Source organism: Dactylosporangium sp. CA-052675 (assembly GCF_050947935.1).
Taxonomy (GTDB): domain Bacteria; phylum Actinomycetota; class Actinomycetes; order Mycobacteriales; family Micromonosporaceae; genus Dactylosporangium.
Map to the genome: position 1 here is coordinate 3,398,902 of NZ_CP192010.1, position 25,646 is coordinate 3,424,547.

28 protein-coding genes are annotated in these 25,646 nt (G+C 73.6%); 13 read left to right on the forward strand and 15 right to left on the reverse strand.

The genetic code is table 11. From position 1 onward, the window contains the following. Nucleotides 1-134 precede the first annotated feature (134 nt). From ACQP1P_RS15505 to phzG, 5 genes are read left to right on the forward strand one after another with little or no spacing between them, the layout of a single operon-like run. Entirely contained in the window at nucleotides 135-1,061 is a 927-nt protein-coding gene (locus ACQP1P_RS15505) for a ParB N-terminal domain-containing protein (RefSeq protein WP_433087297.1), read from the forward strand. Continuing rightward, nucleotides 1,058-1,690, forward strand: coding sequence for an isochorismatase family protein (locus ACQP1P_RS15510; RefSeq protein ID WP_433087299.1), 633 nt, complete (start codon nucleotides 1,058-1,060; stop codon nucleotides 1,688-1,690). The genes ACQP1P_RS15505 and ACQP1P_RS15510 overlap by 4 nt, the downstream gene beginning before the upstream one ends. Next, entirely contained in the window at nucleotides 1,687-3,561 is a 1,875-nt protein-coding gene (locus ACQP1P_RS15515; RefSeq protein ID WP_433087301.1) for an anthranilate synthase family protein, read from the forward strand. The genes ACQP1P_RS15510 and ACQP1P_RS15515 overlap by 4 nt, the downstream gene beginning before the upstream one ends. Further along, a complete protein-coding gene (locus ACQP1P_RS15520) occupies nucleotides 3,558-3,869 on the forward strand; it encodes a hypothetical protein (protein WP_433087303.1) in 312 nt (103 codons plus the stop codon). Before ACQP1P_RS15515 ends, ACQP1P_RS15520 begins: the two co-directional genes overlap by 4 nt. Continuing rightward, complete coding sequence (gene phzG, locus ACQP1P_RS15525) at nucleotides 3,862-4,455, forward strand: phenazine biosynthesis FMN-dependent oxidase PhzG (protein WP_433087305.1); 594 nt, start codon at nucleotides 3,862-3,864, stop codon at nucleotides 4,453-4,455. The genes ACQP1P_RS15520 and phzG overlap by 8 nt, the downstream gene beginning before the upstream one ends. 2 nt (nucleotides 4,456-4,457) lie before the next feature. Here phzG and ACQP1P_RS15530 read toward each other — a convergent pair whose 3' ends face one another. After that, on the reverse strand, nucleotides 4,458-5,303 hold the full coding sequence (locus ACQP1P_RS15530) for a PhzF family phenazine biosynthesis protein (protein WP_433087307.1): 846 nt from the start codon (nucleotides 5,301-5,303) through the stop codon (nucleotides 4,458-4,460). 108 nt (nucleotides 5,304-5,411) lie between these two features. Between ACQP1P_RS15530 and ACQP1P_RS15535 the strand changes: the two genes are divergently transcribed. Genes ACQP1P_RS15535 through asnB form a run of 3 tightly spaced genes read left to right on the forward strand, consistent with a single transcriptional unit; the run spans nucleotide 5,412 to nucleotide 8,755 of the window. Then, entirely contained in the window at nucleotides 5,412-5,876 is a 465-nt protein-coding gene (locus ACQP1P_RS15535) for a PhzA/PhzB family protein (protein ID WP_433087310.1), read from the forward strand. A gap of 28 nt (nucleotides 5,877-5,904) precedes the next feature. After that, nucleotides 5,905-6,912, forward strand: a complete 1,008-nt coding sequence (locus ACQP1P_RS15540; protein ID WP_433087312.1) for a methyltransferase — start codon at nucleotides 5,905-5,907, stop codon at nucleotides 6,910-6,912. A 4-nt stretch (nucleotides 6,913-6,916) separates the two neighbouring features. Then, nucleotides 6,917-8,755 carry an asparagine synthase (glutamine-hydrolyzing) gene (asnB, locus tag ACQP1P_RS15545; RefSeq protein ID WP_433087314.1) on the forward strand — a complete coding sequence of 613 codons (1,839 nt, stop codon included), beginning with the start codon at nucleotides 6,917-6,919 and terminating at the stop codon, nucleotides 8,753-8,755. 7 nt (nucleotides 8,756-8,762) lie between these two features. On the opposite strand, the gene ACQP1P_RS15550 is transcribed toward asnB, so the two are convergent. After that, nucleotides 8,763-9,551: a class I SAM-dependent methyltransferase gene (locus tag ACQP1P_RS15550; RefSeq protein WP_433087316.1), complete on the reverse strand. Its 789-nt coding sequence runs from the start codon at nucleotides 9,549-9,551 to the stop codon at nucleotides 8,763-8,765. A gap of 136 nt (nucleotides 9,552-9,687) precedes the next feature. Here ACQP1P_RS15550 and ACQP1P_RS15555 point away from each other — a divergent pair, with 136 nt between their 5' ends. Beyond that, a complete protein-coding gene (locus ACQP1P_RS15555) occupies nucleotides 9,688-11,136 on the forward strand; it encodes a multicopper oxidase family protein (protein ID WP_433087318.1) in 1,449 nt (482 codons plus the stop codon). 144 nt (nucleotides 11,137-11,280) lie between these two features. On the opposite strand, the gene ACQP1P_RS15560 is transcribed toward ACQP1P_RS15555, so the two are convergent. Then, the gene (locus tag ACQP1P_RS15560) at nucleotides 11,281-12,099 is read right to left on the reverse strand and encodes an NmrA family NAD(P)-binding protein (RefSeq protein ID WP_433087320.1); all 819 of its coding nucleotides are present in this window, start codon (nucleotides 12,097-12,099) and stop codon (nucleotides 11,281-11,283) included. A gap of 381 nt (nucleotides 12,100-12,480) precedes the next feature. Between ACQP1P_RS15560 and ACQP1P_RS15565 the strand changes: the two genes are divergently transcribed. The 3 genes from ACQP1P_RS15565 to ACQP1P_RS15575 all read left to right on the forward strand — a co-directional run bounded on the left by ACQP1P_RS15565 (nucleotide 12,481) and on the right by ACQP1P_RS15575 (nucleotide 14,824). After that, entirely contained in the window at nucleotides 12,481-13,137 is a 657-nt protein-coding gene (locus tag ACQP1P_RS15565; protein ID WP_433087322.1) for a hemerythrin domain-containing protein, read from the forward strand. Nucleotides 13,138-13,218: 81 nt separating this feature from the next. Next, complete coding sequence (locus ACQP1P_RS15570) at nucleotides 13,219-14,148, forward strand: ATP-binding cassette domain-containing protein (RefSeq protein WP_433087324.1); 930 nt, start codon at nucleotides 13,219-13,221, stop codon at nucleotides 14,146-14,148. 49 nt (nucleotides 14,149-14,197) lie between these two features. Then, nucleotides 14,198-14,824, forward strand: a complete 627-nt coding sequence (locus ACQP1P_RS15575) for a DUF1772 domain-containing protein (RefSeq protein ID WP_433087326.1) — start codon at nucleotides 14,198-14,200, stop codon at nucleotides 14,822-14,824. Here ACQP1P_RS15575 and ACQP1P_RS15580 read toward each other — a convergent pair. Further along, a complete protein-coding gene (locus ACQP1P_RS15580) occupies nucleotides 14,806-15,534 on the reverse strand; it encodes a 4'-phosphopantetheinyl transferase family protein (RefSeq protein ID WP_433087328.1) in 729 nt (242 codons plus the stop codon). The genes ACQP1P_RS15575 and ACQP1P_RS15580 overlap by 19 nt on opposite strands. Then, nucleotides 15,531-16,013: a DUF1772 domain-containing protein gene (locus tag ACQP1P_RS15585; RefSeq protein WP_433087330.1), complete on the reverse strand. Its 483-nt coding sequence runs from the start codon at nucleotides 16,011-16,013 to the stop codon at nucleotides 15,531-15,533. Before ACQP1P_RS15585 ends, ACQP1P_RS15580 begins: the two co-directional genes overlap by 4 nt. Before the next feature lie 112 nt (nucleotides 16,014-16,125). On the opposite strand from ACQP1P_RS15585, the gene ACQP1P_RS15590 reads away from it, so the two are divergent. Further along, nucleotides 16,126-17,076 (forward strand): AraC family transcriptional regulator, encoded by a 951-nt coding sequence (locus ACQP1P_RS15590; RefSeq protein ID WP_433087332.1) that lies wholly within the window; start codon nucleotides 16,126-16,128, stop codon nucleotides 17,074-17,076. An 80-nt stretch (nucleotides 17,077-17,156) separates the two neighbouring features. Here the strand turns inward: ACQP1P_RS15590 and ACQP1P_RS15595 are convergent, their stop codons facing one another. From ACQP1P_RS15595 to ACQP1P_RS15640, 10 genes are read right to left on the reverse strand one after another with little or no spacing between them, the layout of a single operon-like run. Next, a complete protein-coding gene (locus ACQP1P_RS15595) occupies nucleotides 17,157-17,825 on the reverse strand; it encodes a hypothetical protein (protein WP_433087334.1) in 669 nt (222 codons plus the stop codon). Nucleotides 17,826-17,836: 11 nt separating this feature from the next. Continuing rightward, complete coding sequence (locus ACQP1P_RS15600; protein ID WP_433087336.1) at nucleotides 17,837-18,487, reverse strand: hypothetical protein; 651 nt, start codon at nucleotides 18,485-18,487, stop codon at nucleotides 17,837-17,839. Between the two features lie 40 nt (nucleotides 18,488-18,527). Continuing rightward, the gene (locus tag ACQP1P_RS15605) at nucleotides 18,528-19,667 is read right to left on the reverse strand and encodes an acyl-CoA dehydrogenase family protein (RefSeq protein ID WP_433087338.1); all 1,140 of its coding nucleotides are present in this window, start codon (nucleotides 19,665-19,667) and stop codon (nucleotides 18,528-18,530) included. After that, on the reverse strand, nucleotides 19,664-20,050 hold the full coding sequence (locus ACQP1P_RS15610; RefSeq protein ID WP_433087340.1) for an ectoine synthase: 387 nt from the start codon (nucleotides 20,048-20,050) through the stop codon (nucleotides 19,664-19,666). Before ACQP1P_RS15610 ends, ACQP1P_RS15605 begins: the two co-directional genes overlap by 4 nt. After that, on the reverse strand, nucleotides 20,037-20,879 hold the full coding sequence (gene trpA, locus ACQP1P_RS15615; RefSeq protein WP_433087342.1) for a tryptophan synthase subunit alpha: 843 nt from the start codon (nucleotides 20,877-20,879) through the stop codon (nucleotides 20,037-20,039). The genes ACQP1P_RS15610 and trpA overlap by 14 nt, the downstream gene beginning before the upstream one ends. Then, nucleotides 20,872-21,894: a hypothetical protein gene (locus ACQP1P_RS15620; protein WP_433087344.1), complete on the reverse strand. Its 1,023-nt coding sequence runs from the start codon at nucleotides 21,892-21,894 to the stop codon at nucleotides 20,872-20,874. Before ACQP1P_RS15620 ends, trpA begins: the two co-directional genes overlap by 8 nt. Nucleotides 21,895-21,899: 5 nt before the next feature. Next, the gene (locus ACQP1P_RS15625) at nucleotides 21,900-22,172 is read right to left on the reverse strand and encodes an acyl carrier protein (protein WP_433087346.1); all 273 of its coding nucleotides are present in this window, start codon (nucleotides 22,170-22,172) and stop codon (nucleotides 21,900-21,902) included. Beyond that, entirely contained in the window at nucleotides 22,169-23,629 is a 1,461-nt protein-coding gene (locus ACQP1P_RS15630) for an amino acid adenylation domain-containing protein (protein WP_433087348.1), read from the reverse strand. Before ACQP1P_RS15630 ends, ACQP1P_RS15625 begins: the two co-directional genes overlap by 4 nt. Then, nucleotides 23,622-24,419, reverse strand: coding sequence for a MaoC family dehydratase (locus ACQP1P_RS15635; protein ID WP_433087350.1), 798 nt, complete (start codon nucleotides 24,417-24,419; stop codon nucleotides 23,622-23,624). Before ACQP1P_RS15635 ends, ACQP1P_RS15630 begins: the two co-directional genes overlap by 8 nt. Further along, nucleotides 24,416-25,642 (reverse strand): beta-ketoacyl-[acyl-carrier-protein] synthase family protein, encoded by a 1,227-nt coding sequence (locus tag ACQP1P_RS15640; RefSeq protein WP_433087352.1) that lies wholly within the window; start codon nucleotides 25,640-25,642, stop codon nucleotides 24,416-24,418. The genes ACQP1P_RS15635 and ACQP1P_RS15640 overlap by 4 nt, the downstream gene beginning before the upstream one ends. Nucleotides 25,643-25,646 lie beyond the last annotated feature (4 nt).

Genomic DNA, 25,646 nt, shown 5'->3' on the forward strand with positions numbered 1-25,646 from the left:
TGCGCGTCTGTTGCGCCTCGGCCGGTACCAAGGACCCGCCAGGGAGCGAATCCGATCGATTCGAGGTCGTGGACGTGGACGTGACCAAATGTGCCGCACAGATTTCCGAGCCGCTCAATGTGGCGCTCGGGCCGGTGGAGCAGGTTTCCGTCGATCGGCTCGTGGCCGGGCCCGCGCTGCGCTGCGGGGGCCCGTGCCCCGAGCACGTGCGGGAGCTCGCCGCGGCCGGGGTGGCGCTGCCGCCGATCGTGGTGCAGCGCGACACCTACCAGGTCGTGGACGGCATGCACCGGCTGCTCGCGGCCCGCGCGCGGGGCGCCGCCACGATTGCCGTGCGGTTCGTCGACGCGGGCGGCGACGAGGCGTTCGTGCTGGCCGTGCAGCTCAACGCCGCGCACGGGCTGCCGCTGTCGCTGTCCGACCGCAAGGCCGCCGCGAACCGGATCGTCGCCTCCCACCCGGCCTGGTCGGACCGGCGCATCGCCGCCGTGACCGGCCTGTCCGCGGACACCGTCGGCGAGATCCGCCGCAACGGGCCGCAGGCCGGGCCGGCCGCACGCATCGGCCGCGACGGGCGGCTGCGCCCCGTCGACCGGATGGCCAAGCGGCGGGTCGCGGCCGAGCTCATCAGCAACCAGCCCGAGCTGTCGCTGCGGCAGGTCGCGCGGGCGGTCGGCATCTCGCCCGAGACGGTCCGCTCGGTGCGGGCCGAGCTGCGCTCCGTCGGCGACTGCGACGGGGGACGGTCGCGGGCCGTGGCGGCTCGGGCGGTACCGCCGCCGTCACCGCATCCCGAGGACTGGGCCGTGACCGTGCAGCGCCTGCGCAGCGACCCGACCCTGTGCTTCACCGACAACGGGCGCGTGCTGCTGCGCCTGCTCGACATGCACTCGCTGACGCCCGCGCACTGGGCGGCGATCCTGCGCAGCGTGCCGGCGCACAACCGGCCGACCGTGGCGCGGCTCGCCGAGCGCTCGGCCCGCGTCTGGCAGAGCATCGCCGAGCATCTCAGCCAGGGCCAGCCGGAAGCGCGGCCGCGGCGCCGGAAGGCCGCCGCATGAGCCGCCCCAGCAGCATTCCGCCGATCTGGGAGTATGCGCTGCCGGGCCCGGGCGACCTGCCGCGCAACGTCGCGAACTGGCGCGTTAACCCGCACCGCGTCGTGCTGCTGCTGCATGATTTTCAGCGGTACTTCCTGAGGCCGTTCCCGCCGCCCCTGCGCGACAAGATCGTCGGCAATGCCGCGATGATCCGGCGGCGGTGCCGGGCGCTCGGCGTGCCGGTCGCCTACACGGCGCAGCCCGGCGACATGAGCGACGCGGAGCGCGGGCTGCTGAAGGACATCTGGGGCCCCGGGATGCGCGCGGAGCCGCAGGACCGGGCCGTCGTCGACGAGCTGGCGCCGGAGGCGGACGACCTGGTGCTCACGAAGTGGCGGTACAGCGCCTTCTTCCGCTCCCCGCTGCTGTCCTGGATGCGCGAGCGCGGCCGCGACCAGATCATCCTGTGCGGCGTCTACGCCCACGTGGGCGTGCTGTCCACCGCCATCGAGGCGTTCACCAACGACATCCAGCCGTTCCTGGTCGCCGACGCCGTCGGTGACTTCTCCGCGCAGTACCACGATCTCGCGGTGCAGTATGCCGCCACCCGCTGCGCGATGGTGGTCACCGCCAAGGAGATGCTGCTGTGAATGCGATCGCGCTGAACAAGGCGTTTGTGCTCGATCGCGTGCTGCGCAAGGACCCGCCGCCGTTCGCCCTGGTGTACCGGCCGGGCCGCGGCGTGCAGGTCCTCGCCGGCGAGGTGGAGCAGGTCGCGCGGCTGGCCGACGTGCCGCTGTCGGCCGGGCAGCGCGCCCGCGGGCCGCAGGTGCTGGTGCTCGTGCCGTTCCGCCAGGTCGCCGAGCGCGGCTTCACCGCCGCGCCCGACGACGCGCCCCTGCTCGTGCTGCGCGTGCGCGCGCACGACGAGCTGCCCCTGGGCGAGGTGCTGCGGCGCCTGCCGGACGGGCGGGTCGACATCGACGGCGGCCGGTTCGACCTCGACGACGAGCAGTACGCGGCCACCGTCCGGGCGGTCATCGACGACGAGATCGGCCGGGGCGAGGGCGCCAACTTCGTGATCCGCCGCACCTGGTCGGCCGAGATCGTCGGCTACACGCCGCGGGCCGCGCTGACCCTGTTCCGCCGGCTGTGCGAGCGGGAGAGCGGCGCCTACTGGACGTTCGTGGTGCACACCGGCGGCCGCACGTTCGTCGGCGCCAGCCCCGAGCGGCACGTGAGCCTCGAGGCCGGCACCGCGGTGATGAACCCGATCAGCGGCACCTACCGCTACCCGCCGGGCGGCGCGACGCTCGACGGGCTGCTTGCGTTCCTGGCCGACGGCAAGGAGCGCGACGAGCTGTACATGGTCGTCGACGAGGAGCTCAAGATGATGGCGCGGGTCTGCACCGGCCGAGTCCGGATGATCGGCCCGCGGCTGCGCGAGATGGCCCGGCTCGCCCACACCGAGTACCTCATCGAGGGCGAGTGCGAGCTCGACCCGCGCGAGGTGCTGCGCGAGACGCTGTTCGCCCCGACCGTCACCGGCAGCCCGCTGGAGAGCGCGTGCCGGGTCATCGCCCGGCACGAGGCGCATGCCCGGGGTTACTACTCCGGGGTGGCCGCGATCATCGGGCGCGACGACGAGGGGCGCTGGGCGATGGACTCGGCGATCCTCATCCGCACGGCGGAGATCACCGCCGCCGGGCGGCTCTCCATCGGCGTCGGCGCGACGGTGGTCCGCCACTCCGACCCGGCCTCCGAGGCCGCCGAGACCACGGCCAAGGTCGCCGGCCTGCTCGGCGCGCTCAACGCGGCGCCGGCCGCCCCGCTCGCCGAGCACCCGCAGGTCCTGGCCGCGCTGGCCGGGCGCAACGCCGGCCTGGCCCCGTTCTGGCTCGCCGGCGGCGCCACCGAGCGCGAGCCGCGGCTGGCCGGGCGGACCGTGCTGGTGCTGGACGCGCAGGACACGTTCACCGCGATGATCGACCACCAGCTGCGCGCGCTCGGGCTGGACGTGACCGTCCGGCATTGCGAGGCGCCGCCGCCGGCCGGCGGGTTCGACGCCTATGACCTCGTCGTCGCCGGGCCCGGGCCGGGCGATCCGCTGGACCGCGCCGACCCGCGCATCGCCCGCCTGCACGAGGTGGTCGCGCAGCTGCTGGCCGGCCGGCACCGCTTCGTCGCGGTGTGCCTGAGCCACCAGGTGCTCAGCCATGCGCTGGGGCTGTCGCTGGCCCGCTGCGAGCATTCGAACCAGGGCCGGCAGCGCACCATCGACCTGTTCGGCGAGGCGGAGACGGTCGGGCTGTACAACTCCTTCGCGGCCCGCTGCGAGCACGACAAGATCGACCCGCCGGGCAGCGGGCCGGTCGAGGTGAGCCGGGACCCGGGCACCGGCGAGGTCTTCGCGCTGCGCGGGCCGCACTTCGCCTCGATGCAGTTCCACGCCGAGTCGGTGCTCACCGTCGCCGGGCCGCGGATCCTCGCCGCCCGCATCAAGGAGGTCCTCAACGTATGAAGGTGTCCATCTCCTGGTGGGATCTCACCGATTCCGACCAGACCATCGACTCGTTGCGCGAGTACCTGCACAGCGAGGCCGTCGCCGCGTGGCAGGCCGTGCCCGGGCTGCGGTTCAAGTGCTGGATCGCCGACCCGGCCGGCAACCGCTGGGGCGCGGTGATGCTCTGGGACCACGACGACATCGTCCCGGCCCTCCTGCCGCCGCACCGGGCCCAGGAGCTCATCGGCTACCCGCCGCAGCAGCGGGTGCGCTTCGACGTGGAGGCGAGCATCGGCCTGGCGATGCTGGGGGCGGTCGATGGCTGACATGTTCGCGGCCGCGCCGCCGGAGCCGCTGTCCGCGCTGCGCGAGTGGCTCGCCGCCGCCGGGGCCGGCGGCGTGCGCGAGCCCGGCGCGCTGGCCCTGGCCACGGCCGGGCGGGACGGCCGCAGCGAGAGCCGGATCGTGCAGACGCTCGCGATCGACGCGGACGGGCTGGTGTTCACCACGCACACGAGCTCGGTGAAGGGCCGGCACATCGCGGAGACCGGCTGGGCCTCCGGAGTGCTGTATTGGCGCGAGGCCGGCCGGCAGGTGACGCTGGCCGGGCCGGTGACCCGGCTGCCGGACGCCGACAGCGACGCGCTGTGGGCCGCCCGCCCGGCCGGCACCCACCCGATGACCGTGGCGTCCTACCAGAGCGAGCCGCTGCTGGACGAGGAGGCGCTGCGGGCCGAGGCCCTCCGGCTGGACCGCTCCGGCGAGCCGCTGCCGCGCCCGGAGCGTTTCTGCGGCTACCGGCTGTCCCCTTCCACTGTGGAGTTCTGGCAGGCCGGGCCGGACCGCCTGCACCGGCGGCTGCGCTTCGACCGGAGCGGTGAGGCGTGGACCAGCCGCCGGCTGCAGCCCTGAGCTCAGATCTCCAGCGTTCCGCGGGCCACCACCACGGCGGCGCCGGCGACCTCGATCCGCTCGATGTCGTCGGGGCCGCCGTCGACCCGGGCGTACATCGTGGAGGGTCGCCCCATCTCGACGCCCTGCCGGATGGTGACGGTCACGCCGAACCGGGTGGCGCCGTAGCGGCCGAGATGCAGCGCGAGCGGGCCGGCGGCCGAGCCGGTGGCGGCGTCCTCGGCGACCCCGTAGGCGGGCGAGAACATGCGGCTGCGCCATGTGGTGCCGCCACCGGCGAAGCAGTTGACGGCCAGGTCCTCGTGGCCGGCCAGCGCGTTGAGGTCGGGGCGGACCGCGGAGAGGGCCTCGATGCCCGGCAGGCCGACGAAGACGTGCCGCGGGCCGTTGCGGTAGATGTCGACCGGCAGCGTCGAGCGCTGCAGGCCCAGCGCGGCCAGCAGCTCGCCGGCCCGGGCGTAGGGCTGCCATGTCGGCACCGGCTGCAGCATCCGGGCGATCCGGGCCCGGCTCGACGCCGGCGGGCCGCCGTCGAAGCGGAACGGGACCATGCCCATCGCGGTCTCCATGTTCAGCTCCGGGCGGCGGTCGCGCTCGGTCAGCGCGATCGCGGTGCCGAGCGTCGGGTGCCCGGCGAACGGCAACTCGTTGACCGGGGTGAAGATGCGCACCCGCACGTCGCCGCCGCGTGACGGCGGCAGCACGAACGTCGTCTCCGAGAGGTTCATCTCCCGGGCGATGCGCTGCATGTGCTGCGCGGTGAGCCCTTCGGCGTCGAGGAAGACGGCGACCGGATTGCCTTCCAGCGCCGTATCGGTGAACACGTCGGCGACCACGTAGTCCAGCATGCGGCGCACCGTATCGGTCCCTTTCTATGAATGTCCAATTGTCGCCTTCCCGCATTTGGACGGGCGTCACTAACATCGGCGGTCATCAATCGCATGAAGGGAGCTGACATGCTGGCCTCCGACGACGAGATCCGCAAGCAGAACCGGGCGGTGGTCGAGGACTACATGAGCCGTCGCGGCGCCGGGCGGCTCACCCGCTACCAGCTGTTCACCGAGGACGGCACCGGCGGGCTCTACACCGCCGACACGCAGGAGCCGGTCATCACCGGCGGCCACGCCGGGCTCAAGGCGCACGGCGAATGGTCCCTGAAGATGTTCCCCGACTGGATCTGGTTCAACGTCGAGATCTACGAGACGCAGGACCCGAACCGTTTCTGGGTCGAGTGCGACGGCGCCGGGCAGATCCTGTTCCCCGACTATCCGCCCGGCCGCTACGAGAACCACTTCATTCACGCCTTCAAGTTCCGCGACGGCCGGATCGCCGAGCAGCGGGAATTCATGAACCCGTTTCAGCAGTTGCGCGCGCTCGGCATCGAGGTGCCGGTCGTGCGGCGCGGCGGCATTCCCCGCTGACGGAACTTCATTTTCGAGAGGAACTGTCGTGACACGAGCCGATCTGGCCGCCACCTCCCGCATGGTCGAGCTGATCACCGGCGGCTGGCGGGCCCAGGTGATCTATACCGCGGCGAAGATGGGTTTGCCCGACCACATCGCGGCCGGGCGCACCACCGCCGCCGAGCTCGCCGCGGCGACGGGCGCCGACGTCGAGGGCATCCGCCGGATGATGCGGCTGCTCGTCGCGCTCGAGGTCTTCGCGGGCGACGAGCACGGCTACCGCAACACGCCCGCGAGCCTCACCCTGGTCGACGCGCCCGACTCGCTGCGCGACATGTGCCTGCTGTACGGCGAGGAGTTCTACACCGCCTGGGGCCACGCCCACGAGTCGCTGCGCACCGTCACCGCCGGCTTCGAGCTGGCCTACGGCGAGGCCCTCTACCCGTACCTCGGCACCCATCCCGACCTCGCCGAGCGGTTCCAGGCCGCGATGCGCTCGGGCAACATCTTCTTCGACTACGTGCCCGACGTCTTCGACTTCGCCGGCAAGACGATCGCCGACCTCGGCGGCGGTCCCGGGCACCTGCTGACCGCGGTCCTCGGGCAGGTCCCCGACGCCCGCGGCATCCTGCTGGACCGCGAGCACATCGTGCCGATCGCCAAGGCCGCGCTCGCGGCCACCGTCGGGCTCGACCGGGTCGAGCTGGTCGCCGGCGACATGTTCGAGGCCGTCCCGTCCGGCGCCGACGTGTACGTGCTCTGCCGGGTCCTGGCCGGGCACAGCGACGACGCCGTGGCCGGGCTCTTCGCCGCCTGCCGGGAGGCCATGGAATCGCCCGGCGGCCGGCTGATGATCCTGGAGCGGGTCGTCACCAACGAGGGCAGCACCGTCCTGCCGGCGCTGTGGGACCTGCATCTGCTGATGACCAACGGCGGCCGGCACCGCAGCCTGGAGACGTTCACGGCGCTGCTGGACCGGGCCGGCTTCGACATCGAGCGGGTCGCCGACCTGCCGATGGAGACCACCGCCGTCATCGCCCGGCCGCGGGCGTAGCGGCATGTGCGGCATCACCGGCTGGGTCGCCTACGACGACGATCTCACCCGCCACCGCGACATCGCCGAGCGGATGACGGCGACCATGGCCCTGCGCGGCCCCGATGACGGCGGCGTGTGGATCGAGCGGCACGCCGCCCTCGGCCACCGCCGCCTCGCCGTCATCGACCTCGAGGGCGGTCGTCAGCCGATGACCGAGCGCACCCCGGCGGGCACGGTCGCCATCGTGTACAGCGGCGAGGCGTACAACTTCAGGGAACTGCGCACCGAGCTGGCCGGCCTGGGCCACCGGTTCCGCACCGGCAGCGACACCGAGGTCGTGCTGCGCGCCTACCTGCAGTGGGGCGACCGGCTGGCCGAGCGGCTCAACGGCATGTTCGCCTTCGCCGTCTGGGACGGGCGGACCGAGACCCTGCACCTGGTCCGCGACCGGCTCGGCGTGAAGCCGCTGTACTACCGGCCCACGCCGGGCGGCCTGCTGTTCGGGTCCGAACCGAAGGCGATCCTGGCCAATCCGCTGGCCCCGCCGGTCGTCGACGCCGACGGCCTGCGCGAGCTCGCGGCCAACACGATGGCGCCGGGCTTGGCGTTCTGGCGCGGCATGACGGAGGTGCTGCCCGGCACCGTCGTCACCGTCGACCGCCTCGGCGTGCGGTCGCGCACGTACTGGCGGCTGGAGCCGGCCGAGCACCCGCACGACCTCGGCGCCACCGTGGACCACGTCCGGGAGCTGCTCACCGATGCCGTCGCCCGGCAGCTGGTCGCCGACGTGCCCCGCTGCGTGCTGCTCTCCGGCGGCCTGGACTCCAGCGCCGTCACCGGGCTGGCCGCCCGGGAGCTGGCCCGGCAGGGCGAGCGGCTGCGGACCTTCTCGGTCGACTTCACCGGCCGCGAGGAGACGTTCCGGGCTGACGAGGTCCGCGACACCCCGGACACGCCGTTCATCCGCGACGTCGTGGCCCGGGTCGGCTCCGAGCACCGCAACGTCACCCTCGACCCGGCCGAGCTGGCCGACCCGGCCATGCGCCGGGCGGTCATCGCGGCCCGGGACATTCCGGTCGGCTTCGGCGAGATGGACACCTCGCTGCTGCGGCTGTTCACGGCGGTCCGGGCCGGCTCGACCGTCGCGCTGTCCGGGGAGTCGGCCGACGAGGTCTTCGGCGGGTACCGCTGGATGCACGAGCGGTCGGCGGCCTACGCCGGGACGTTCCCCTGGCTGGCCTACCGCAGCGCCACCAGCGGCGACCGCGGCGCCATCCTGCACCCGGCGCTGCGCGAGCGGCTGGACCTCGAGGGATACGTGGCCGACCAGTACGCCACCGCCGTCGCCCAGGTCGAGCACCGCCCCGGCGACGAACCGCACGAACGGCGCATGCGCGAGGTCACCCACCTGCACCTGACCCGGTTCGTGCGGATGCTGCTGGACCGCAAGGACCGGGTGTCGATGGCGGTCGGGCTGGAGGTGCGGGTGCCGTTCTGCGATCACCGGCTCGTCGGCTACGCCTACAACGCGCCCTGGGCGCTGAAGACCTTCGACGGGCGGGAGAAGAGCCTGCTGCGCCACGCGGCCGCGCACGTGCTGCCGCCGTCGGCGCGGGACCGGGTCAAGGCCTCGTATCCGTCCACACAGGACCCGGCGTACCTCATGAGCCTGCAGCAGCAGGCGAAGGAGGTGCTCGCCGACGGCGACCACCCGGTCTTTGCCGTCGTCGACCGTGACTGGCTGACCGCGGCGACCGCCGTGGACCCGCTCACGGTCCCCAGCGACGCCCGCCGTGGCGTGGACCGGATCCTCGACCTGTACCACTGGTTCGAGATGTACAGGCCCACGCTCGCGCTGTGAGACCGGATCAGGGTTTCGTACCCCAGGCGGCGACGGTCATCCACGTGTAGTCCACATAGGACGGGTCGTCGTAGACCGCGGCGGCCCGTTCCAGCTCCTCGCGGCCGAGCAGGCCGGCGGCGGCCACGGCGTCGTCGACCATCCGGAACGTGTCACGCAGCCAGCGGGCCAGCGGCCGGCCACCGCGGACCACCGGCGCCTCGGCGTGCACGCCGCAGCCGACCAGCCCGGCCGCCTCCAGCGGCAGCGGCAGGCGCCGGGCCCAGTTCGGGTCGGTGCCCAGATCCCGCTCCAGCACGGCGTTGGCGGCCGCCATCGCCCGCGCCACGGCCGGTGCCGAGGACAGCGCCGGGGCGGTGCCGCCGGCCTCGACGAGCAGGATGCCGCCGGGCCGCAGCCAGCTCACCATCCGCTCGATCGCGTACTGCCGCTGCAGCAGGTGGTCCACGACGAACCGGCAGTGGATCAGGTCGAACTCGCCGGGCGCCGGGTCGCGCAGCACGTCGTGGCGCAGCACCCGCACGCCGAGCTCCTCGATCGGGCCGAGCAGCCGCGTGCTGAGGTCGGCGGCGGTGACGTTCGCGGCGCCGGCCCGGGCGGCCAGCTCGCGGGCCACGGAGCCGCGCCCGGCACCGATCTCCAGGCAGCGCCACCCCGGCCAGATGCCGATGCGGTCGAGGCTGGCCCGGCTGAACGGGTCGAAGACCTCCTCGAGCAGCGCCAGCCGCGCGTGCTCGGCGGCGTCTGCGGTGTCGACGAACTCGTTCCAGAGGACCGTTTCCGGCTTGGTCGTCATGCTCGCAAATCTGCGTATCGCGCGCGCGGGTGTCAATGTGCCTCGATGGACGACACCCCGCCCCGCTTCCTAGCATCGACGCGACCCGCCGACCACGCCTGAATCCCTGACGGGATAACCTTTTCCGGGAGTCACCATGTCGAACCGGCGTACAGTCCTGGGGCTCGGCGCCGTCGCGGGCGGCATGCTCGTGACCGCCAAGCTCTCCACCGAGCTGCTCGAGCACTGGCCCGGCGGCGCCCGCCCCGGCGACCCGCGGTTGCGGCCGGCCGCCGCCGCGGTCGACGTGCCGCCACCCTTCACGGTTCCCATGCCCGTGCCCAAGGAGCTGCGCCCGGTCATCGTCTCCGCCGGCGTCGACGTCTTCCGCGTCGACATGACCCCGGCCACGGTGGAGCTCCTGCCCGGCGTGCGCACACCGTCGCTCACCTTCGGCGGGCAGTTCGTCGGCCCGACGATCCGCGCCCGCGCCGGGCGCACCGCGCTGGTGAAGTTCACCAACCGGATCGACATGGAGGCCAACGTCCATCTGCACGGCGGCCACGTGCCGGCGTCCAGCGACGGCTTCCCGACCGACGTCATCGCACCGGGCCGCTCCCGGACGTACACCTACCCGAACACCCAGCCCGGGGCGACGCTGTGGTACCACGACCACGCCCACGGCATGGAGGCCGAGGACGTGTACCGCGGCCTGCACGGCTTCTACCTCATCGACGACGACGCCGAGCGTGGCCTGCGACTGCCCCAGGGCGAGTACGACGTGCCGATCATGCTGCGCGACGCCGCGTTCGCCGCCGACGGCACCCTCGACTTCGCCTCCTTCGCCCGCCCGGTGGTGCTGGCCAACGGCCGCCCCCAGCCCTACTTCAAGGTGGCCGCCCGCAAGTACCGCCTGCGGCTGCTCAACGCGGCCAACACCCGGGTCTTCACCCTCGCCCTCGGCGAGGGCGCCACGATGACCCAGATCGGCTCCGACGGCGGCCTGCTGCCGGCGCCGGTGCCCCGCACCGAGCTGACCCTGGCCTCCGCCGAGCGCCAGGACGTCATCGTGGACTTCTCCAGGTTCCCGCTCGGCAGCCAGGTCGTCCTGCGCGACGCGACGAGCGGGCCGGTGCTGCGCTTCGACGTGGTACGCCACGCCGCCGACGCCAGCCGGGTGCCCGCCGCGCTGCGGCCGCTGCCCCCGATCCCGCCGGCCACCGCCGAGCGTGACGTGACGATGAGCTTCGACCTGAGCCGGCCGGTGCCGGTCGGGATGCTCAACGGCCACGCGTTCGACGCGAACCGGGTCGACATCGCCGTCCGGCGCGGCAGCACGGAGATCTGGCGAATCGGCAACGGCGACCCGCCGGGCTTCGACCACACCTTCCACATGCACGCGACACACTTCCGGGTGCTCGACCGCGACGGCAAGGCACCGACGCCCGACGACGCCGGCTGGAAGGACACCATCTACGTCCCGGCCGGCGCGCGCAACATCCGGGTGGCGGTCACCTTCCCGCAGACGACCGGGAGGTACGTCTACCACTGCCACTTCCTGGAGCACTCCGCCGCCGGCATGATGGGCGTGATGGAGATCCAGTAGCGGCCACGTCCGCGACCGCAGCACGACCGTGGCGCCGCCATCACCCTCAGCGCGTGACCGGCACCGGCCGGCGGCCGGGCGGCGTGCCGTGTGCCGTTGGCCGCGGGCCGCGGGCCGCGCGGGCGGCTCGCGGCCCGTGCGGTTTCAGGACCAGGCGCCCGCCTGCGCGGTACCGCGGGCGAACACGCCGAAGTCGCGCGGTTCGCGGCCGAGGGCCGCGCGCACGCCGTCGGTGACGTAGGCGTTGCGGCCGTCCAGCGTCGTGGTGAACAGGTCGGTCAGCGTGGTGGCGGCGTCCTCGGGCAGGCCGTCGGCGACCAGCTGGTCGCGGTACACCTGCGGCGCCACCGGAACGTAGCGCACCTCCCGGCCGGTCGCCGCGGCGATCTCCGCGGCGGCGTCGGCGAACGTCAGCAGGCGCGGGCCGGTCACCTCGTGGACCTTGCCGGCGTGGCCGTCCTCGGTGAGCGCGGCCACGGCCACGTCGGCGATGTCCTCGGCGTCGACGAACGGCTCGGGGGTGTCGCCGGCCGGGAAGACGATCTCCCCGGCCCGCACCCCGTCGGCGAACGCCGCCTCGCTGAAGTTCTGCATGAAGTAGCTCGCCCGGACGACCGACCAGTCGATGCCGGCGGCCGCGACGGCCTCCTCGGCGAGCCGGGCCTCCGCCTCGCCGCGGCCGGAGAGCAGGACCAGCCTCCCGACCCCGGCCCCGGCCGCCTGGCGGGCGAAGGCGCCCACCGCGTCGACGGCGCCGGGGAAGGTGAGATCCGGTTGGTACGTCACGTAGGCCGCACCGACGCCGCGCAGGGCCGGGCCCCACGTGGTGCGGTCCTCCCAGTCGAAGGGCGGGGAGCCGGCCCGTGAGCCGGGGCGCACGCCGTGGTTCGTGCGGCGGAGCCGCTCGACGACTCGGCGCCCGGTCTTGCCGTTGCCCCCGAGGACCAGAATGCAGTTCGTCATGGGTTCGAGTACATCACGGGCAATTCGGACAAACCATGGCCGAGGCGCTCGACTGCATGCGGGATCGTCTCGACGCCGCCCGCCGCTCATCCACAGTGGACCAGGGGCGCGGCCCAGGGGGAAGGGGGGAGACCGCGCCGCCTGGTCCCTTGCGGAGCGGATCGGCCCGGGGGAGCTGATCCGCGTATTGGGTGTGTTCGATCGACAATGTACAGTGCCACTAGCTGGTTTTGAACCCGTCCGAGACCCCCTGACCAGGTCGAGACGAGTGCGCATGCAACTGAGCTTCCTGGCTATGGAACGTCGCGCCCGCTCTGGCTTCACTGGTACGTGCAAACAGCGCGCGATCGCGCGGTCACGTAGGTCGGGGAGGCGGGTCGGATGGCACAGATCTCGATGTCCAGTGAGCACGGTGTGCTGGACCTGCCCGAGCACGTGCGCGGGTTCGCGCTCATGCACGTCGCCATGCGGCGCGACGCCGGACGGTTGAGCGGGGCCGCGGGGGCGGTCACCGCGAAGGCCGTGCCGGCGCTGGCGTCGTGGTGGCAGATGGTCCGCGGGGCCATCGACTGGCACCACCGCAGCGAGGACGAGGTGTTGTGGCCGGAGCTGCGGCGCCGCGTGCGGGGGTTCACCGTGCGCGAGGCCGCGATCCACGGCGACCACGAGATCCTCGACGCGGCGATGGACGCTGTGTCGGCGGCGCTGACCCCGCGTGGAGTGACGGACCTGCCGGGGGCGGCGTCCCGGTTCGCCACCGTCCTCACCGAACACCTCCGTGCGGAGGAACGGCTGGTTTTCCCGGTGTTCGCCGAGGAGATCACCCCGCAGGAGTATCTGGCGATCGAACGGCGAGTCGTCGCCACGGCACCCGCTCGGATCATGGCCTACCTCCAGCCATGGATGTTCGACGGTGCCGACCGGCGGGCGGTGGCCAGCGTTTCGGCCACGATCCCGCCTCCCGTCCGGCTCGTGGGCGGCACGGTGCTGCGCTGGCGCTACGAGCGCGTCGTCGCACCGGTCCTGTCGCTGATGTGAGCACGGGCGCAGTGCCGCGCGCGGAGCCGGAACCGGGCCCGCGGGCGGTCGCCCTCGTCTGATCGCATCTGAGGAGAGTTGATGGAATCCATCAATGTCGTCGGGTCCGGCTGCGCTTGCCGCGGCAACGGAGGTGGTGGCCCACAGCGCCGGGAACCCCGGCCGGACCACGGGACCCGAAAGCCCACCAACCCGTTCTTCGACGGGCCGCGGCGGAGCGCCGGGGCACCGGCACGCAGCGCGCCGCTGCTGTCCGCGCACGGCCTGCGGCACCGCCTCGCCGGCGAGGCGGTGCTCGACGGCGTCGGCTTCGACCTGCGGCCGGGGGAGGCGCTCGGGCTGACCGGGCCGGGCGCGCCGTCGGACACCCTCGGCCGCACCGCGCTGGTGCGGATGGTCAGCGGGCTGATGCCGGCGGACCCGGGCGTGGTGCTGCTCGACAACCGGCCGCTCGCCGGCCCCGGTGCCGACCCGCTGCATGACCCCGTCTCGTACGTGGCCCACAGCGCGGTGGTCACCCCGACGTTCACCGTCGCCGAGACACTGCGGCTGTGGGCGCGGCTGCGGGGCCTGCCGGGATCCTCCAGATCCGAACGACACCCGTACGCCGAGCGCTCCTCGCCGGCGGACCGGCGCGCGGACCTGCGCGAGCTGGTCGCCGAGGCGCTGACCGGCGCGGGCATCGAGCAGTACGCCGGCACCCCGGTGAACCGCTGCTCGCCGACCGTGCTGCGCGAGCTGAGCCTTGCCGTCGCGATGCTGCGCCGGCCCCGGCTGCTCGTGTTCGACGAGCCGACCCGCGGGCTCGACGCGCGCGGGCGCGACCGGCTGCTCGAGACCGTCGGCCGGGTGCGTGAGGGCGGCGTCGCCGTCCTCTACGCCGGGCGCGACGAGTCCGAGGTCAGGCAGGTGTGCCGGCGCGTCGGCGTGCTGGACCGCGGCCGCCTCGAGGTCGAGGGCGTCGAGGGCCGGGCCGAGGAGCGGCCGCAGCCGGTCAACGCGGCGGCCTGACCGGAACACAAGCAACGCAAAACCACTCGATCCAGGGGGAAAGCGCACCATGGCAACTCTCGGCAACAGCACGGCCCGGCCATCGGCCACCGACGGGCAGCCGGCAGGCGGCGGACGGGGCTTCGCCGGCGTCCTGCTCATCCTGGCCGTCGTGTGCATGGGCCTCATGGCCGGCCTGTTCTGGGGATTCGACATCTCCGTCATGCCCGGGCTCGGCGACTCGGACGACCGCACCTTCATCACCGCGATGCAGCACATCAACGCGGACATCGAGAACGGCCTCTTCGGGCTGGTCTTCGCCGGTGGCCTGCTGGTGCCGGGGGCCGCCGCGGTGGTCCTGCTGGTCCAGAAGCGCCGCGGCGCGGCACTGTGGACGGCGGTGGCGACGGTCGCGTACTTCATCGTGCTGATCCTCACGATGGGCGTCGAGGTCCCGCTGAACAACCAGCTGGCCGACGCCGGCCCGGTGGACAAGATCGCCGACCTGCACAAGGTGCGCGCCGACTTCGAGAGCGTCTGGGTCACGGTCAACCACTTCCGCACACTGCTGTGCACGATCGCCGTGGCCGCCCTCGGGCGGGCGCTCTCCCTGCACGCGCGGGCGCAGCGACCGGCGGGCCCGGTCGCCCCGCCCTACCCGCCCGGGCCCGGGGCGCCCTACCCGGGTGTCCGGTGACCCTCCCGGTCCAGCACCGGGCTGCTGCTCGTCGCCACCGCGGCGAGCAGCAGCCCGTCGTGCGCCAGCCATCGCCCGGCGAAGGTGAGGCCGCCGGCGACGACCGTGAACGCACCGCGCCGATCCAGTCCCTGGTCGGCGCGGTCTTCCGTCAGGTCGGCGTCGGCGTCGAGGAAGCCCAGCCAGCGGCCACCGATCGGGTACCACGCCTTGTACGCGGCCTCCTTGGCGCAGCACAGCAGCCGGTCCCAGGCGACCGCGGGGTCGGCCTCGGCCAGCCGGGCCAGGCGGGCCCGCTCGGCCGGGCCGGCGACGAGCTCCAGCACGCCCGCGCGCAGCGGTGCGTGCCGCTCGGCGTCGATGCCGAGCGAGGTGAAGGCGCTCGCCCGGGCCACCGCCGCGCCCCGGTAGCCGGTGCAGTGGGTGAGGCTGCCGAGCACGCCGTCCGGCCAGCGCGGCGCCCGGCTGAGGCTGCGGGGCACCGGACCCGGGGGCAGCCCCAGCTCGCCGAGGGCGCGCCGGGCACAGGCGCGGGCCGTGGCGAACTCGCGCCGCCGGCCCGGATCGGCGCCGGCCACGGCGGCCTCCTCCTCGGGGTACAGCGGCGCCGGCTCGTCGTCGTGGAACGCCTCGGCAACGCACACGCCCCCCGGCACCAGCGTGCCGAGGAGCGTGCGGGGCGTGCGGGGTTCGGTCGGGAGGTTCTTCACAGGACCGATGCGACGCAGAGGGCGGCGAACGCTCCGATCGAGAAGAGCGTCCGGGCCAGGTGCAGCCGGACCCAGGGACGCTCGAACCACGCCCGGGTCGCGGCCGGGTCGCCGATGCGCTGCGCCGCACCGGCGGCGTCGAGGCGCGCGTTGAGCGGGATGTTCCCGCGCACCGTGATGACGAACGAGATCAGGTACAGCACGAGAGCGGCGATGATCAGCGCGAGCTTCACGGGCTCACCCGCCCCGAGGTGTACGACAAGGGTAGCAATGGTGAACAGCACCGCCCCCATGAAACTCAGCGCGAACCACCCGTTCTGGATCGACGAATTAATGCGCTGCATCACATCGATGAAAACCCGGTCCTCGGTGCGGCCCAGGGCCAGCATGACCGAGCAGGCATACGCGTAGAAAAGGCCCGCGATGAGACCCATGGTCAGGGTGGCAAACACCAGCGTCACTACACGAACCAGTTCCATGCCCATCGTCCTTTCAGGAATGCCGTGCGTCAATCTCAGTGAAGAGCCTCGGAGGCGTAGCCGCCATGGTTCTTCTACTCACTTTCATGCGCCGGCGTCTACAATTCGGCCCATGGACGCGCTGACCGGACTGCTGGACCAACCGCGGGCCCGAGGGGCGTTTCTGTTGCGGTCCATGCTCACGCCGCCCTGGTCCCTGCGGATCGAGGACGAGGCGCCGCTGTCCGTGGTGACCATGGCCCGGGGTGAGGCGCTCGTGGTGCCCGACAACGGCGAGGCGACCTGGCTGCGGCCGGGTGAGGTCGCCATCATGCGGGGCCCGGAGCCCTACACCATCTGCGACGCGCCCGGCACCGAGGTGCAGATCGTCATCCACCCCGGCCAGCGCTGCACCTCCCTCGACGGCACGGACATGGGCGGGACCCTGCTGCCCGGCGTGCGCACCTGGGGCAGCGACTCCGGCCGCGAGGACATCATGCTCAGCGGCACCTACCAGATGCACAGCGAGGTCAGCCAGCGCCTGCTGGGCGTGCTGCCGACGATGATGGTGCGCCCGATCGGCGTGGGGGAGCGGCCGCTGGTCGACCTGCTCTCGGTGGAGATCGTGCGCGACCAGCCGGGCCAGGAGCTCGTCCTGGACCGCCTGCTGGACTTGCTCGTCGTCACCGTGCTGCGCTCCTGGCTGGCCAGCCCCGAGGCGCCGACCCCGGCGTGGTACCGCGCCCAGCGGGACCCGGTCATCGGCGTGGCCCTGCAGCTGCTGCACGGCGACCCGGCCTACCAGTGGACGGTGGCCAACCTGGCGGCCAAAGCGGGCGTCTCGCGGGCCGCGCTGGCCCGGCGCTTCACCGAGCTGGTGGGGGAGTCGCCGATGAAGTACCTGGCCAACTGGCGTCTCACCCTCGCCGCCGACCTGCTCGCAGAGCCCGGCGCGACCGTCGGGAACGTGGCCCGGACGGTCGGCTACGGCAGCGCGTTCGCGTTGAGCACGGCATTCAAGCGCGTCCGCGGGGTGAGTCCGCTGGAGCACCGCAAGGTGACCCTGGGGCAGGTCGGTGCCTGACACGCGCGGTGGCCCCGCGGCCGAAACAGGCCGCGGGGCCACCGTCGCGAAGATGCAACGATGCGCCAGCGTGACGCTGCTCAGCCAGTGATCGCCGACCACTCGCCGAGGTCGCCGGCCAGCAGCAGCGAGGTGCCGACGAGCAGCCCCGCGTAGCCCGCGTCCAGCAGCTTGCGGGCGTCCGCCGGGCCCTTGATCCCCGACGCGCTGACCGGGCACACCGTGCCCGTCTCCAGCACCGCCGGCAGCAGCTCCAGGCTGCGGGCGATCCCGCCGCCGCTGCGCTCGCGCGTGTTGATGTCCTTGTTGTTGACCGCCACCACGCACGCCTCGGCGTGCGGCAGCCCGGCCACCTCGTCCGCGGTGACCACCTCGACGAACGGGGTCAGCCCGGCCTCCAGGGCCGCGCCGACCAGCCGGTGCAGTGCCGTGCGCGGCAGCAGCGCGGCGGTGAGCAGCACCGCCGACGCGCCCAGCGTGCGCGCGGCCGACAGCTGGGAGGAGCGGGTGATGAAGTCCTTCTGCAGCAGCGGCAGCGTGGTCAGCGCGGCCACCTCCGCCAGCAGGTCCGGCGAGCCGCCGAACCAGCGGCCGGTGACCACCGACAGGCACGGCGCGCCCGCCGCCGTGTAGGCGGCCACGACCTCGGCGACGGGCCGGTCGCCGAGCAGCGGGCGGCCGTCGCCGTCCGTCCGCTTGAGCTCCATGACGACCGGCCGCGCCGCGGCCAGCAGGGCATCGATGAACACGGCCGGGCCCGTCAGACCGCGACCGGGGCCAGCAGCCGGGCCGGTGCGCGCCAGCACTGGGCGATCGAGGTGACCTGGGCGGGGGCGAAGGCGCCGCCGGCGTCCCGGGCCGCGGTGTCCACGTCGATGCCGTGGAACAGCGGGTGGGCGGCGATCTCCTCCTGCTCCTCGCTGCGCCGGTCGGTCAGGCCGCCGGCGAGCAGGAACGGCCGCTCCAGGCGGTTCGCCAGCGCCAGCGCCGCGTGCGGGTCGAGCGCGTGGCCGGTGCTGCCGACCTTGCCGTCGGCGGCGACGGTGTCCAGCAGGAACAGGTCGGTCCCGGCCTTCTCGTACGCCGGGACGAACCGCGCCTCGGCGCAGGCGGTGCCCTGCAGGTGCAGCACCTTCACCACGACGACGTCGGCCGCCGCCTTCAGCGCCCGCACGACCGCCGGCGGCTGGTAGGCGTGCAGCTGCACGATCGGCACGCCGGTGCGCACCGTCAGGCCGGCCAGCTTCCGGGCGTCGCCGAGGAACGTCACCAGCACCGCCTCCGGGCCGTCGATGGCCCGGCAGTAGTCCGCGAGGTCGGCGAAGAGCGCCGGGGGCAGCTCGGCCCCGCCGCCCGGCACGCCGTGCCACAGGCCGACCCAGTCGGCCCCCGCTCCGGCCAGGAGCCGCACATCGGCTCGGCTCCTGGCCCCACACACCTTGATTCGCACGTCACAACCCCAGCATGGTGGCGATCCGGTTGTACTGGATCTCGTTGCTGCCCGAGTAGATGCGCCCGCCGACGGCGTCGCGGACGTCCTGTTCGATCCCGTGCTCGGCGAGGAATCCCCTGCCGCCGAACACCTGCATCGCGGCCAGGCTGCTGGCCAGGTTGGCCTCGCTCGTGACGAGCTTGGCCATCGCGATGTCCGCTGTCGCGTTGCCGCCGCGCTGCAGCAGCTCCGCGGCGTCGTAGAGCCACTTGCGGGCCGACTCGGTGCGCACCTTCATGTCGACGATCGCGTTGGCGATCGACTGGAACTGCCCGATCGGCTTGCCGAACTGCACGCGCTGCTTGGCGTAGGCGATGCAGCGCTCCAGGCGGTGCTGCATGCGGCCGAGGTCGAGCACGAAGGCGAGCAGGATCTCGCGCTTCATGACGTGGTCGAGGACCAGGAAGCCGCCGCCGACGCGCCCGACGACCTGCGACGCCGGCACCCGGCAGTCCCGCAGGGTGATCGTGCCGATCGGCGAGGTACGCAGGCCCATGGTGCGCATCGGCTCGCCACAGTGCAGCCCCGGCGTGCCCCGCTCGACCAGGAACGCGGTGACGCCCAGCGGCCCGGCGTCCGGGCGCGTGCGGGCGTAGATCGTGATCACGTCGGCGATCGGGCCGTTGGTGATGAAGGTCTTCTCGCCGTTGAGGACGTAGTCGTCGCCGTCGCGCTCGGCCGTGGTGTGCATGGTGAGCGCGTCGGATCCGCCCTGCGGCTCGGTGATCGCGTGCGCGCCGATCAGCTCGCCCGAGCAGACGCGCGGCAGGTACTTCGCGCGCTGCTCGGGCGAGCCGAACCGTTCGAGTGGGACGCCGACGCTCGCCACGCTGGTCGTGGCCGAGAAGGTCAGGCCCGCGTCGCGGCAGCCGTGCCCCATGCCCTCGAACACGTGCATCGTGGTGAGCAGGCTCTGCCCGAGCCCGCCGTACTCGCGCGGGAACGGCAGGGCGAGCAGCCCGGACTGCTGGATCACCTTCCACTTGTCCCAAGCGAAGGCGCCCTTCTCGTCCAGCTCGACATGGTCGGCGTTGAGCATGTCGAACCAGCGCGCCAGGCCCGCGCGCAGCGCCCGCTGATCGGCGTCCCACTCGATCATGACGCTGACCCGTACGCGGACGAGCCCGACTCGTCGAGCCGGTGGACCTCGTCGCCGTTCAGCGCCGGGGTGAACACGCACACGAGGCGCAGGTCCTCGTGCGGCGACGCGACCAGCCAGTGGTCGTCGTGCCCGTCGAGGGCGTACAGGGTGCCCGGGGTGATCGGGTGCGACGTGCCGTCCAGCTCGACGACCTCGCCCGAGCCCTCGATGCAGTAGCACGCCTCGAGGTGGTTGCGGTACTGCAGGTTCGACTTCGTGCCCGCCCGCACCGTGGTGTCGGTGACGGTGTAGCCCATGCCGTCGGAGGCGAGCAGGAAACGCCGGCTGAGGCCGTTGCCCCAGTCCACCGTCTTCACGTTCGCCAGTTCACGGATGATCATTTCTGCCTCCCGAGGGACGCGGCGCCTGATCCGCAGGCGCCGGCTGGATGGACCGGACGAAGTCGTGGAGTGCCACGACGACGTCCTCGTTGTCGGCCAGGGCGCGCTCGATCCGAGCCACCCCCGCGGTGCCGACGATTGCCGCGTCGGCGCCGCAGTCATGGACGGCCGACACATCCGCTCCGGTACGAACCCCGAACCCGACGGCGATGGGCGCGGTGGTCATGGCGCGCAGGCGCGCCACGGTCCCGGACAGGTCGGCGAAGCCGGCGGCGGGCGGGGTGCCGCTACGGCCGTAGTGCGCAACCAGGTACAGGTAGGCCGAGGCGTGCTCGGCGGCGGCCGCGGCGGAGGCCGCCGAGCCGCTGGCATAGCAGGTGGTGACGATCGGCAGGGCCGCGGTGGCGGCCGCGGCCCGGTACGGTTCGGCCAGCCGCGGCGGCAGCGCGTGCAGCAGCAGCCCGTCGGCGCCGGCGGCGGCCACCTCGCCGACCACTGTGGACAGCGGGTACGGCTTGACCGAGTGGCTCCAGTCGGCCAGCAGCGCGATGCGCAGCCGGCGCAGGGACGGCCGGTGCTCGGCGATGAACGCCAGCACCGCCCGCACGTCCACGCCCGTGTCCAGGGCGCGCCGCGCGGAGCGGCGCACCACGGGGCCGTCGGTGACCGAGTCCGGGAAGGGTACGGCGAGCTCCAGACAGTCCACGCCGGCCTCGTCGAGCATGTGCACGACGTCGCCGAGCACGTCCAGCGGGGGGTCGCCGGCGTTGAGGAACAGGGCTACTCCCGGCCGGCCGTGGCGGCGGCCCGGGAAGAACTCGTCAGGCACGAGCGACCGCCGGCATCCGCAGCCCGGCCCGCATCTGGTTGAGCAGGTTGGCCGCGGCTCCACTGTGGACGGCGTCCTCCGCGCGGGCGACGGCGCCGGCCCAGTCCGGCTCCGTCCCGGCCGCGACGGCCAGGGCCGCGGCGTTCAGGCACACCGTGCGCAGCGCCACCGGCCCGGCCCGCCCGGCGAGCACCGCGGCGAAGTGCGCGGGCGCGTCCTGCGGGGCGACCGGGGCGAGGTCGTCGAGGGAGCCGTCGCCGCCGACGAGGGAGCCCCGCGCCAGCTCGACGGGGCCGTCGGGCGTGTGCACGGTGTTGTCGGTGAACGGGAGCAGCTCGTCGGCGCCGACGCCGTTGGTGCACAGCCAGATCCGCCGGTCGGTGACGGTCGCGGCGAGGCGGCGCAGCCGCTCCTGCGGCATCGTGGCCGACACGCCGGTCACCTGGGCGGCCACCGGCAACGCGGCCATGAACGGGCCGAGCGCGTTGAGGAATCGGCCGAAGCTCTTCATGCCCATCGGCATGACCGCGCGGGCCAGGCGGGCCAGGACCGGCGGGTAGACGTACCCGCCGGCGAAGGCGATGCCGAAGCGCTCGAGCGTCTGCTCGGTGCGGGCCGGCGTGGCGCTGGGGCGGACCCCGAGGCGCTCCAGCAGATCGACGGATCCCAGGCTGCTGGTGTACGCCCGCGAGCCCGTCTTCACCACCTGGACCCCGGCGGCGGCGGCCACGAACGCCGCCGCGGTCGAGACGTTGAACGTTTTCGGGCCGCCGCCGGTGCCGACCACGTTCACCGTGTCCGGCCACGTGGGCTCGGCCGGCCGGCGTTCCCGGAGCGAGCCGAGCAGGGCGGCGAGGGTCTCGTCGCCGGGCAGCTCGGTGGCGAGGGAGGCGAGCAGGGCGGAGCTGTGTGGCCCGTCCAGCCCGCCCGCCTCGACGGTGTCCCAGAGCGCCCGCCAGTGCTCGACCGGGATCGGGGCGCCCCGGTCGAGCAGCGCGGTCACGGCGTCGGGCACGGCGATCAGCCCCCCGCGACCTGCGGCACGCCGGGCCGGGAACCGGTCACGAACGCGTCGATGGCCTGCACGCTGCGGAAGTTCTCGGGGTCCATGGCCTCGTCGCCGACCGGCAGGCCGAAGCGGTCCTCGATCCAGGCGATGAGCTTGAGCAGCCCCAGGCTGTCGATGACCCCGTCGGCCAGCAGGTCGTGCTCGACCGGCAGGTCGTCGGGGGCCATGTCGGGCAGGAACTCCTCGACGATGTACTGCTTGATGACGGCAATGTGATCGCTCATGCTGCGGTTGCCTTTCCGGAGTTGGTGAGTGCGATCCGATCGACCTTTCCGGTCGACGTCCGGGGCAGCGGTGCGTCGACGATCCGCAGGACGGACGGCACGGCCGCGCGAGGGAGCCGCCGCGCGCAGTGCTCGCGCAGCGTCAGGCTGTTGACGGGGGCGGCGCCGTCGCCGGCCGCGGCGCGGCGGACGTGGGCGACGAGCCTCCGCCCGGCGACCGGGTCCGGCTCGGCGATGACCGCGGCCTCGATCACGCTCGGATGGCGCAGCAGCACGTGCTCCACCTCGGCGGTGTTGATCGCCACGCCGCGGATCTTGACCTGGTGGTCGCGGCGGCCCACGAGGTGGACGCGGCCGTCGGCCTCCCGGCGGACCAGGTCCCCGGTGCGGAAGTAGCGGCGGTTGTCGGCGCCGGTGGGGTGGGCCGTGAACCGGTCGGCGAAGCGCTGCCGGTCGAGGTACCCCGCGGTCTGGAACGGGGTGGACACCAGGAGTTCGCCGGTGCCCACCCCGGTCAGGGGAAGGCCGTTGTCGTCGATGACGAGGGCGGAGACGCCGGGCAGCGGCAGGCCGATGGAGGCGCCGTCGGCCGGCTCGCGGACCTCGCAGACGAAGCTGTCGTTGGTCTCGGTGCAGCCGTAGACGTTGTACAGCCGGGCCTTCGGGAACATCGCCGGCAGCTCGCCGAGCAGCTGCTGCGGCATCGCGTCGCCGGTGAAGAGCGCGTGTGTGACCATCGTGGACAGCGGCCGTTCGTCCCGGGCCGCGTCGTGCACCAGCCGGTAGAACATCGGCACGGCCTGGATCACGTCGACGTCGTAGCGCACGACCAGCTCAAGCAGGTGCGCGCCGTTGGTCGCCCGGTCGGGGTCGACGAGTACGACCCGGCCGCCGTGCGCCAGCGTCGACCAGACGTCGAGCAGGCACAGGTCGAAGCTCAGCGGCGCGAAGTTCAGCACCGTGGAGCCCGGGCGCAGGTCGAACGCCTCGCCGGCCCAGGCCACGAACCGGTCGATCGCGCCGCGCTCCAGCGGCACGACCTTCGGCAGCCCGGTCGAGCCGGAGGTGGTCAGCATGAAGGTGGTGCCGACCGGGACGGTGAACGCGTCGGTGGTGTCGGGCGTCCCGGCCGGCCGGGCGCTGCCCAGCACGTGCCGGCAGCCGGCCTGGCCGAGCAGCCGGGTGAGCACCTCGTCGGGCAGCGCGGGCGACGGCAGCAGGAACGGCCGGTCGGCCAGCAGGCAGCCGAGGATCAGCGCGACCGCCTCCGGCGACTTCGCCGCGACGATCCCGACCGGATCGGCCGGCGGCAGGTGCAGCGCGGCCAGCTCGGCGCGGTGCGCCTCGGCCCCGGCGAACAGCTCGCCGTAGGTGGTGACCTCGTCGTGCCATACCAGGGCCGGCGCGTCGGGGCTGGTCCGGGCGTGCGCCGCGATGGCGTCGGTGAGCTCACTCATCGGGGTCCCCCAGCCGAATCCAGCCACTCTTGAGTGCGGGGCCGCGCGGGGTGCGCACGGTGAAGGTGACGACGTCGGTGGTGCCGGCGTAGGCGACCTCGATCGGCTCGTCCGGTTGCACCGGGGCCGAGAACCGGCAGGCCAGCGCGCGGACCCGATCCGGGTCGCCGGCGGCGAAGCGGTCCACGGCGTCCTCGCAGACCAGGGCGAGCACGCTCATGCCGTGCACGATCACGCCGGGGAAGCCGGCCGCGGCCGCCGCCTCGTCCTCGAGGTGGATCGGGTTGTCGTCGAGCGAGACACGGGCGTACTCGCGAATGGCCTCCCGCGAGATCGTGTGCACGCTGACCGTGGGCGGCCGGGCCGGGCCGAGGGCGGCCGGCGCCACGGACTGCGGGATGTCGCCGAACGGTTCCGGGACCTGGGCGCCGCCGAAGAGTACGTGCGTGACCAGGTCGGCCAGCGGCGTGCCGCCGTCGTCGAGGGTGCAGCGGATCGCCAGGCGCACGCCGCGCGGCTCGCGGCGCGCGCCGAGGACCTCCAGGCCGGTGGTGACGGTGTCGCCGGGGCGGATCAGGCGGTACACCGTGATTTCCTGCCCCAGGTGGACCATCGCCCCGTCGCCGGAGCGCTCCCGCATCCCGGCGGTCATGCGCTCGAAGGCGGGGGAGGCCAGCACGAACGGGTGGATCGGGCTGGCCGATCCGTCGCCCGGCCCGGCGCCGAGGATGCCGCGCACCACCGCGCGGTAGTCCGCGACGTCGGAGGCGGTTGCCGTCACCGTGCTCATACGGGGGTCACCACCAGACAGGCGTTGTGGCCGCCGAACCCGAACGAGTTCGACAGGGCGGGGCCGACCGGCACCGCGCGGGGGGCGCCGTGTACGACGTCGATCTCCATCGCCGGGTCGGTCCGCTCGTGGTTGGCGGTCGGCGGCACCTGGCCGGCCCGCATGGCGTGCACGGTGGCGATGAGCTCGACGGCGCCGGCGGCGCCGATGAGGTGGCCGATCACGCCCTTGGTCGAGGTCACCGGCGGGCCGGCGGCGCCGAAGACCTTGCGCAGCGCCAAGGCCTCGGCCCGGTCGTTCTGGACCGTCGAGGTGCCGTGGGCGTTGACGTGGACGATGTCGGCCGGGGTCAGCCCGGCGTCGGCGATGGCGCCGGTCATGGTGGCGACGGCGCCCGAGCCGTTGTCCAGCGGCATGGCGAGGTGGTGGGCGTCGGCGCCGGCCGCGTAGCCGGCCACCACCGCGTAGGTGCGCGCGCCCCGGGCGGAGGCGTCGGTGAGGCGCTCCAGCACCACGAAGCCGGCGCCCTCGCCCATCACGAAGCCGTCCCGGTCCGCGTCGAACGGGCGGGAGGCCCGCTCGGGGGCGTCGTTGCGGTAGGAGACCGCGTTGAGGTTGGCGAAGGCGGCCATGGTGACCGGGGTCAGGATGGACTCGCAGCCGCCGGCCAGCACCACGTCGGCCCGGCCGGCGCGCAGCAGCGCCATGCCGTGTCCGATCGCGTCGGCGCCGCTGGCGCAGGTGGTGGCGATGGTCAGCGCCGGGCCGAGCCACCCGAGCCGCATGGTGATGAGCGCCGCCGCCGCGTTGGGCATCGACAGCAGGGGCATCAGCGGGCTCACCCCGCGCGGGCCGGAGCGGGCGAAGTTGCGGCTCTCGTCGTCGCTGGTCCGCCGCCCGCCGACGGCGTTGCCGACGACGACGGCGGTGCGGGCCGGGTCGGGCGTCGGCGAGCCGGCGTCGCGGTACGCGCGGGTGGCGGCGGCGACGCCGAAGCGGGCGAACGGGTCGAGCCGCCGCGCCTCCTTGGGCGTCAGCCCCTCGTCGGTGAGGCCCTGCACCCGGCAGCCGATGCGCACCGGGTGCTCGGCCAGCTCCGGGTCGGTGAGCGCGGCCGCCGTCGAGCGGCCGGCCCGCACCGTGGCCCAGAACTCCTCGAGCGTGCAGCCGGCGGGCGACACGACGCCCATCCCGGTGATCGCGATCTCCTCGTGGCCGGACATGGCG

What these genes read in the sequence shown, in the direction of transcription:
- ACQP1P_RS15510 (WP_433087299.1), top strand. Translation starts at nt 1,058, where the DNA reads ATGAGCCGCCCCAGCAGCATTCCGCCGATCTGGGAGTATGCGCTGCCG.
- ACQP1P_RS15520 (WP_433087303.1), top strand. Translation starts at nt 3,558, where the DNA reads ATGAAGGTGTCCATCTCCTGGTGGGATCTCACCGATTCCGACCAGACC.
- phzG (WP_433087305.1), top strand. Translation starts at nt 3,862, where the DNA reads ATGGCTGACATGTTCGCGGCCGCGCCGCCGGAGCCGCTGTCCGCGCTG.
- ACQP1P_RS15530 (WP_433087307.1), bottom strand. Translation starts at nt 5,303, where the DNA reads ATGCTGGACTACGTGGTCGCCGACGTGTTCACCGATACGGCGCTGGAA.
- ACQP1P_RS15535 (WP_433087310.1), top strand. Translation starts at nt 5,412, where the DNA reads ATGCTGGCCTCCGACGACGAGATCCGCAAGCAGAACCGGGCGGTGGTC.
- asnB (WP_433087314.1), top strand. Translation starts at nt 6,917, where the DNA reads ATGTGCGGCATCACCGGCTGGGTCGCCTACGACGACGATCTCACCCGC.
- ACQP1P_RS15550 (WP_433087316.1), bottom strand. Translation starts at nt 9,551, where the DNA reads ATGACGACCAAGCCGGAAACGGTCCTCTGGAACGAGTTCGTCGACACC.
- ACQP1P_RS15555 (WP_433087318.1), top strand. Translation starts at nt 9,688, where the DNA reads ATGTCGAACCGGCGTACAGTCCTGGGGCTCGGCGCCGTCGCGGGCGGC.
- ACQP1P_RS15560 (WP_433087320.1), bottom strand. Translation starts at nt 12,099, where the DNA reads ATGACGAACTGCATTCTGGTCCTCGGGGGCAACGGCAAGACCGGGCGC.
- ACQP1P_RS15565 (WP_433087322.1), top strand. Translation starts at nt 12,481, where the DNA reads ATGGCACAGATCTCGATGTCCAGTGAGCACGGTGTGCTGGACCTGCCC.
- ACQP1P_RS15570 (WP_433087324.1), top strand. Translation starts at nt 13,219, where the DNA reads ATGGAATCCATCAATGTCGTCGGGTCCGGCTGCGCTTGCCGCGGCAAC.
- ACQP1P_RS15575 (WP_433087326.1), top strand. Translation starts at nt 14,198, where the DNA reads ATGGCAACTCTCGGCAACAGCACGGCCCGGCCATCGGCCACCGACGGG.
- ACQP1P_RS15585 (WP_433087330.1), bottom strand. Translation starts at nt 16,013, where the DNA reads ATGGAACTGGTTCGTGTAGTGACGCTGGTGTTTGCCACCCTGACCATG.
- ACQP1P_RS15590 (WP_433087332.1), top strand. Translation starts at nt 16,126, where the DNA reads ATGGACGCGCTGACCGGACTGCTGGACCAACCGCGGGCCCGAGGGGCG.
- ACQP1P_RS15605 (WP_433087338.1), bottom strand. Translation starts at nt 19,667, where the DNA reads ATGATCGAGTGGGACGCCGATCAGCGGGCGCTGCGCGCGGGCCTGGCG.
- ACQP1P_RS15610 (WP_433087340.1), bottom strand. Translation starts at nt 20,050, where the DNA reads ATGATCATCCGTGAACTGGCGAACGTGAAGACGGTGGACTGGGGCAAC.
- ACQP1P_RS15625 (WP_433087346.1), bottom strand. Translation starts at nt 22,172, where the DNA reads ATGAGCGATCACATTGCCGTCATCAAGCAGTACATCGTCGAGGAGTTC.
- ACQP1P_RS15630 (WP_433087348.1), bottom strand. Translation starts at nt 23,629, where the DNA reads ATGAGTGAGCTCACCGACGCCATCGCGGCGCACGCCCGGACCAGCCCC.
- ACQP1P_RS15635 (WP_433087350.1), bottom strand. Translation starts at nt 24,419, where the DNA reads ATGAGCACGGTGACGGCAACCGCCTCCGACGTCGCGGACTACCGCGCG.
- ACQP1P_RS15640 (WP_433087352.1), bottom strand. Translation starts at nt 25,642, where the DNA reads ATGTCCGGCCACGAGGAGATCGCGATCACCGGGATGGGCGTCGTGTCG.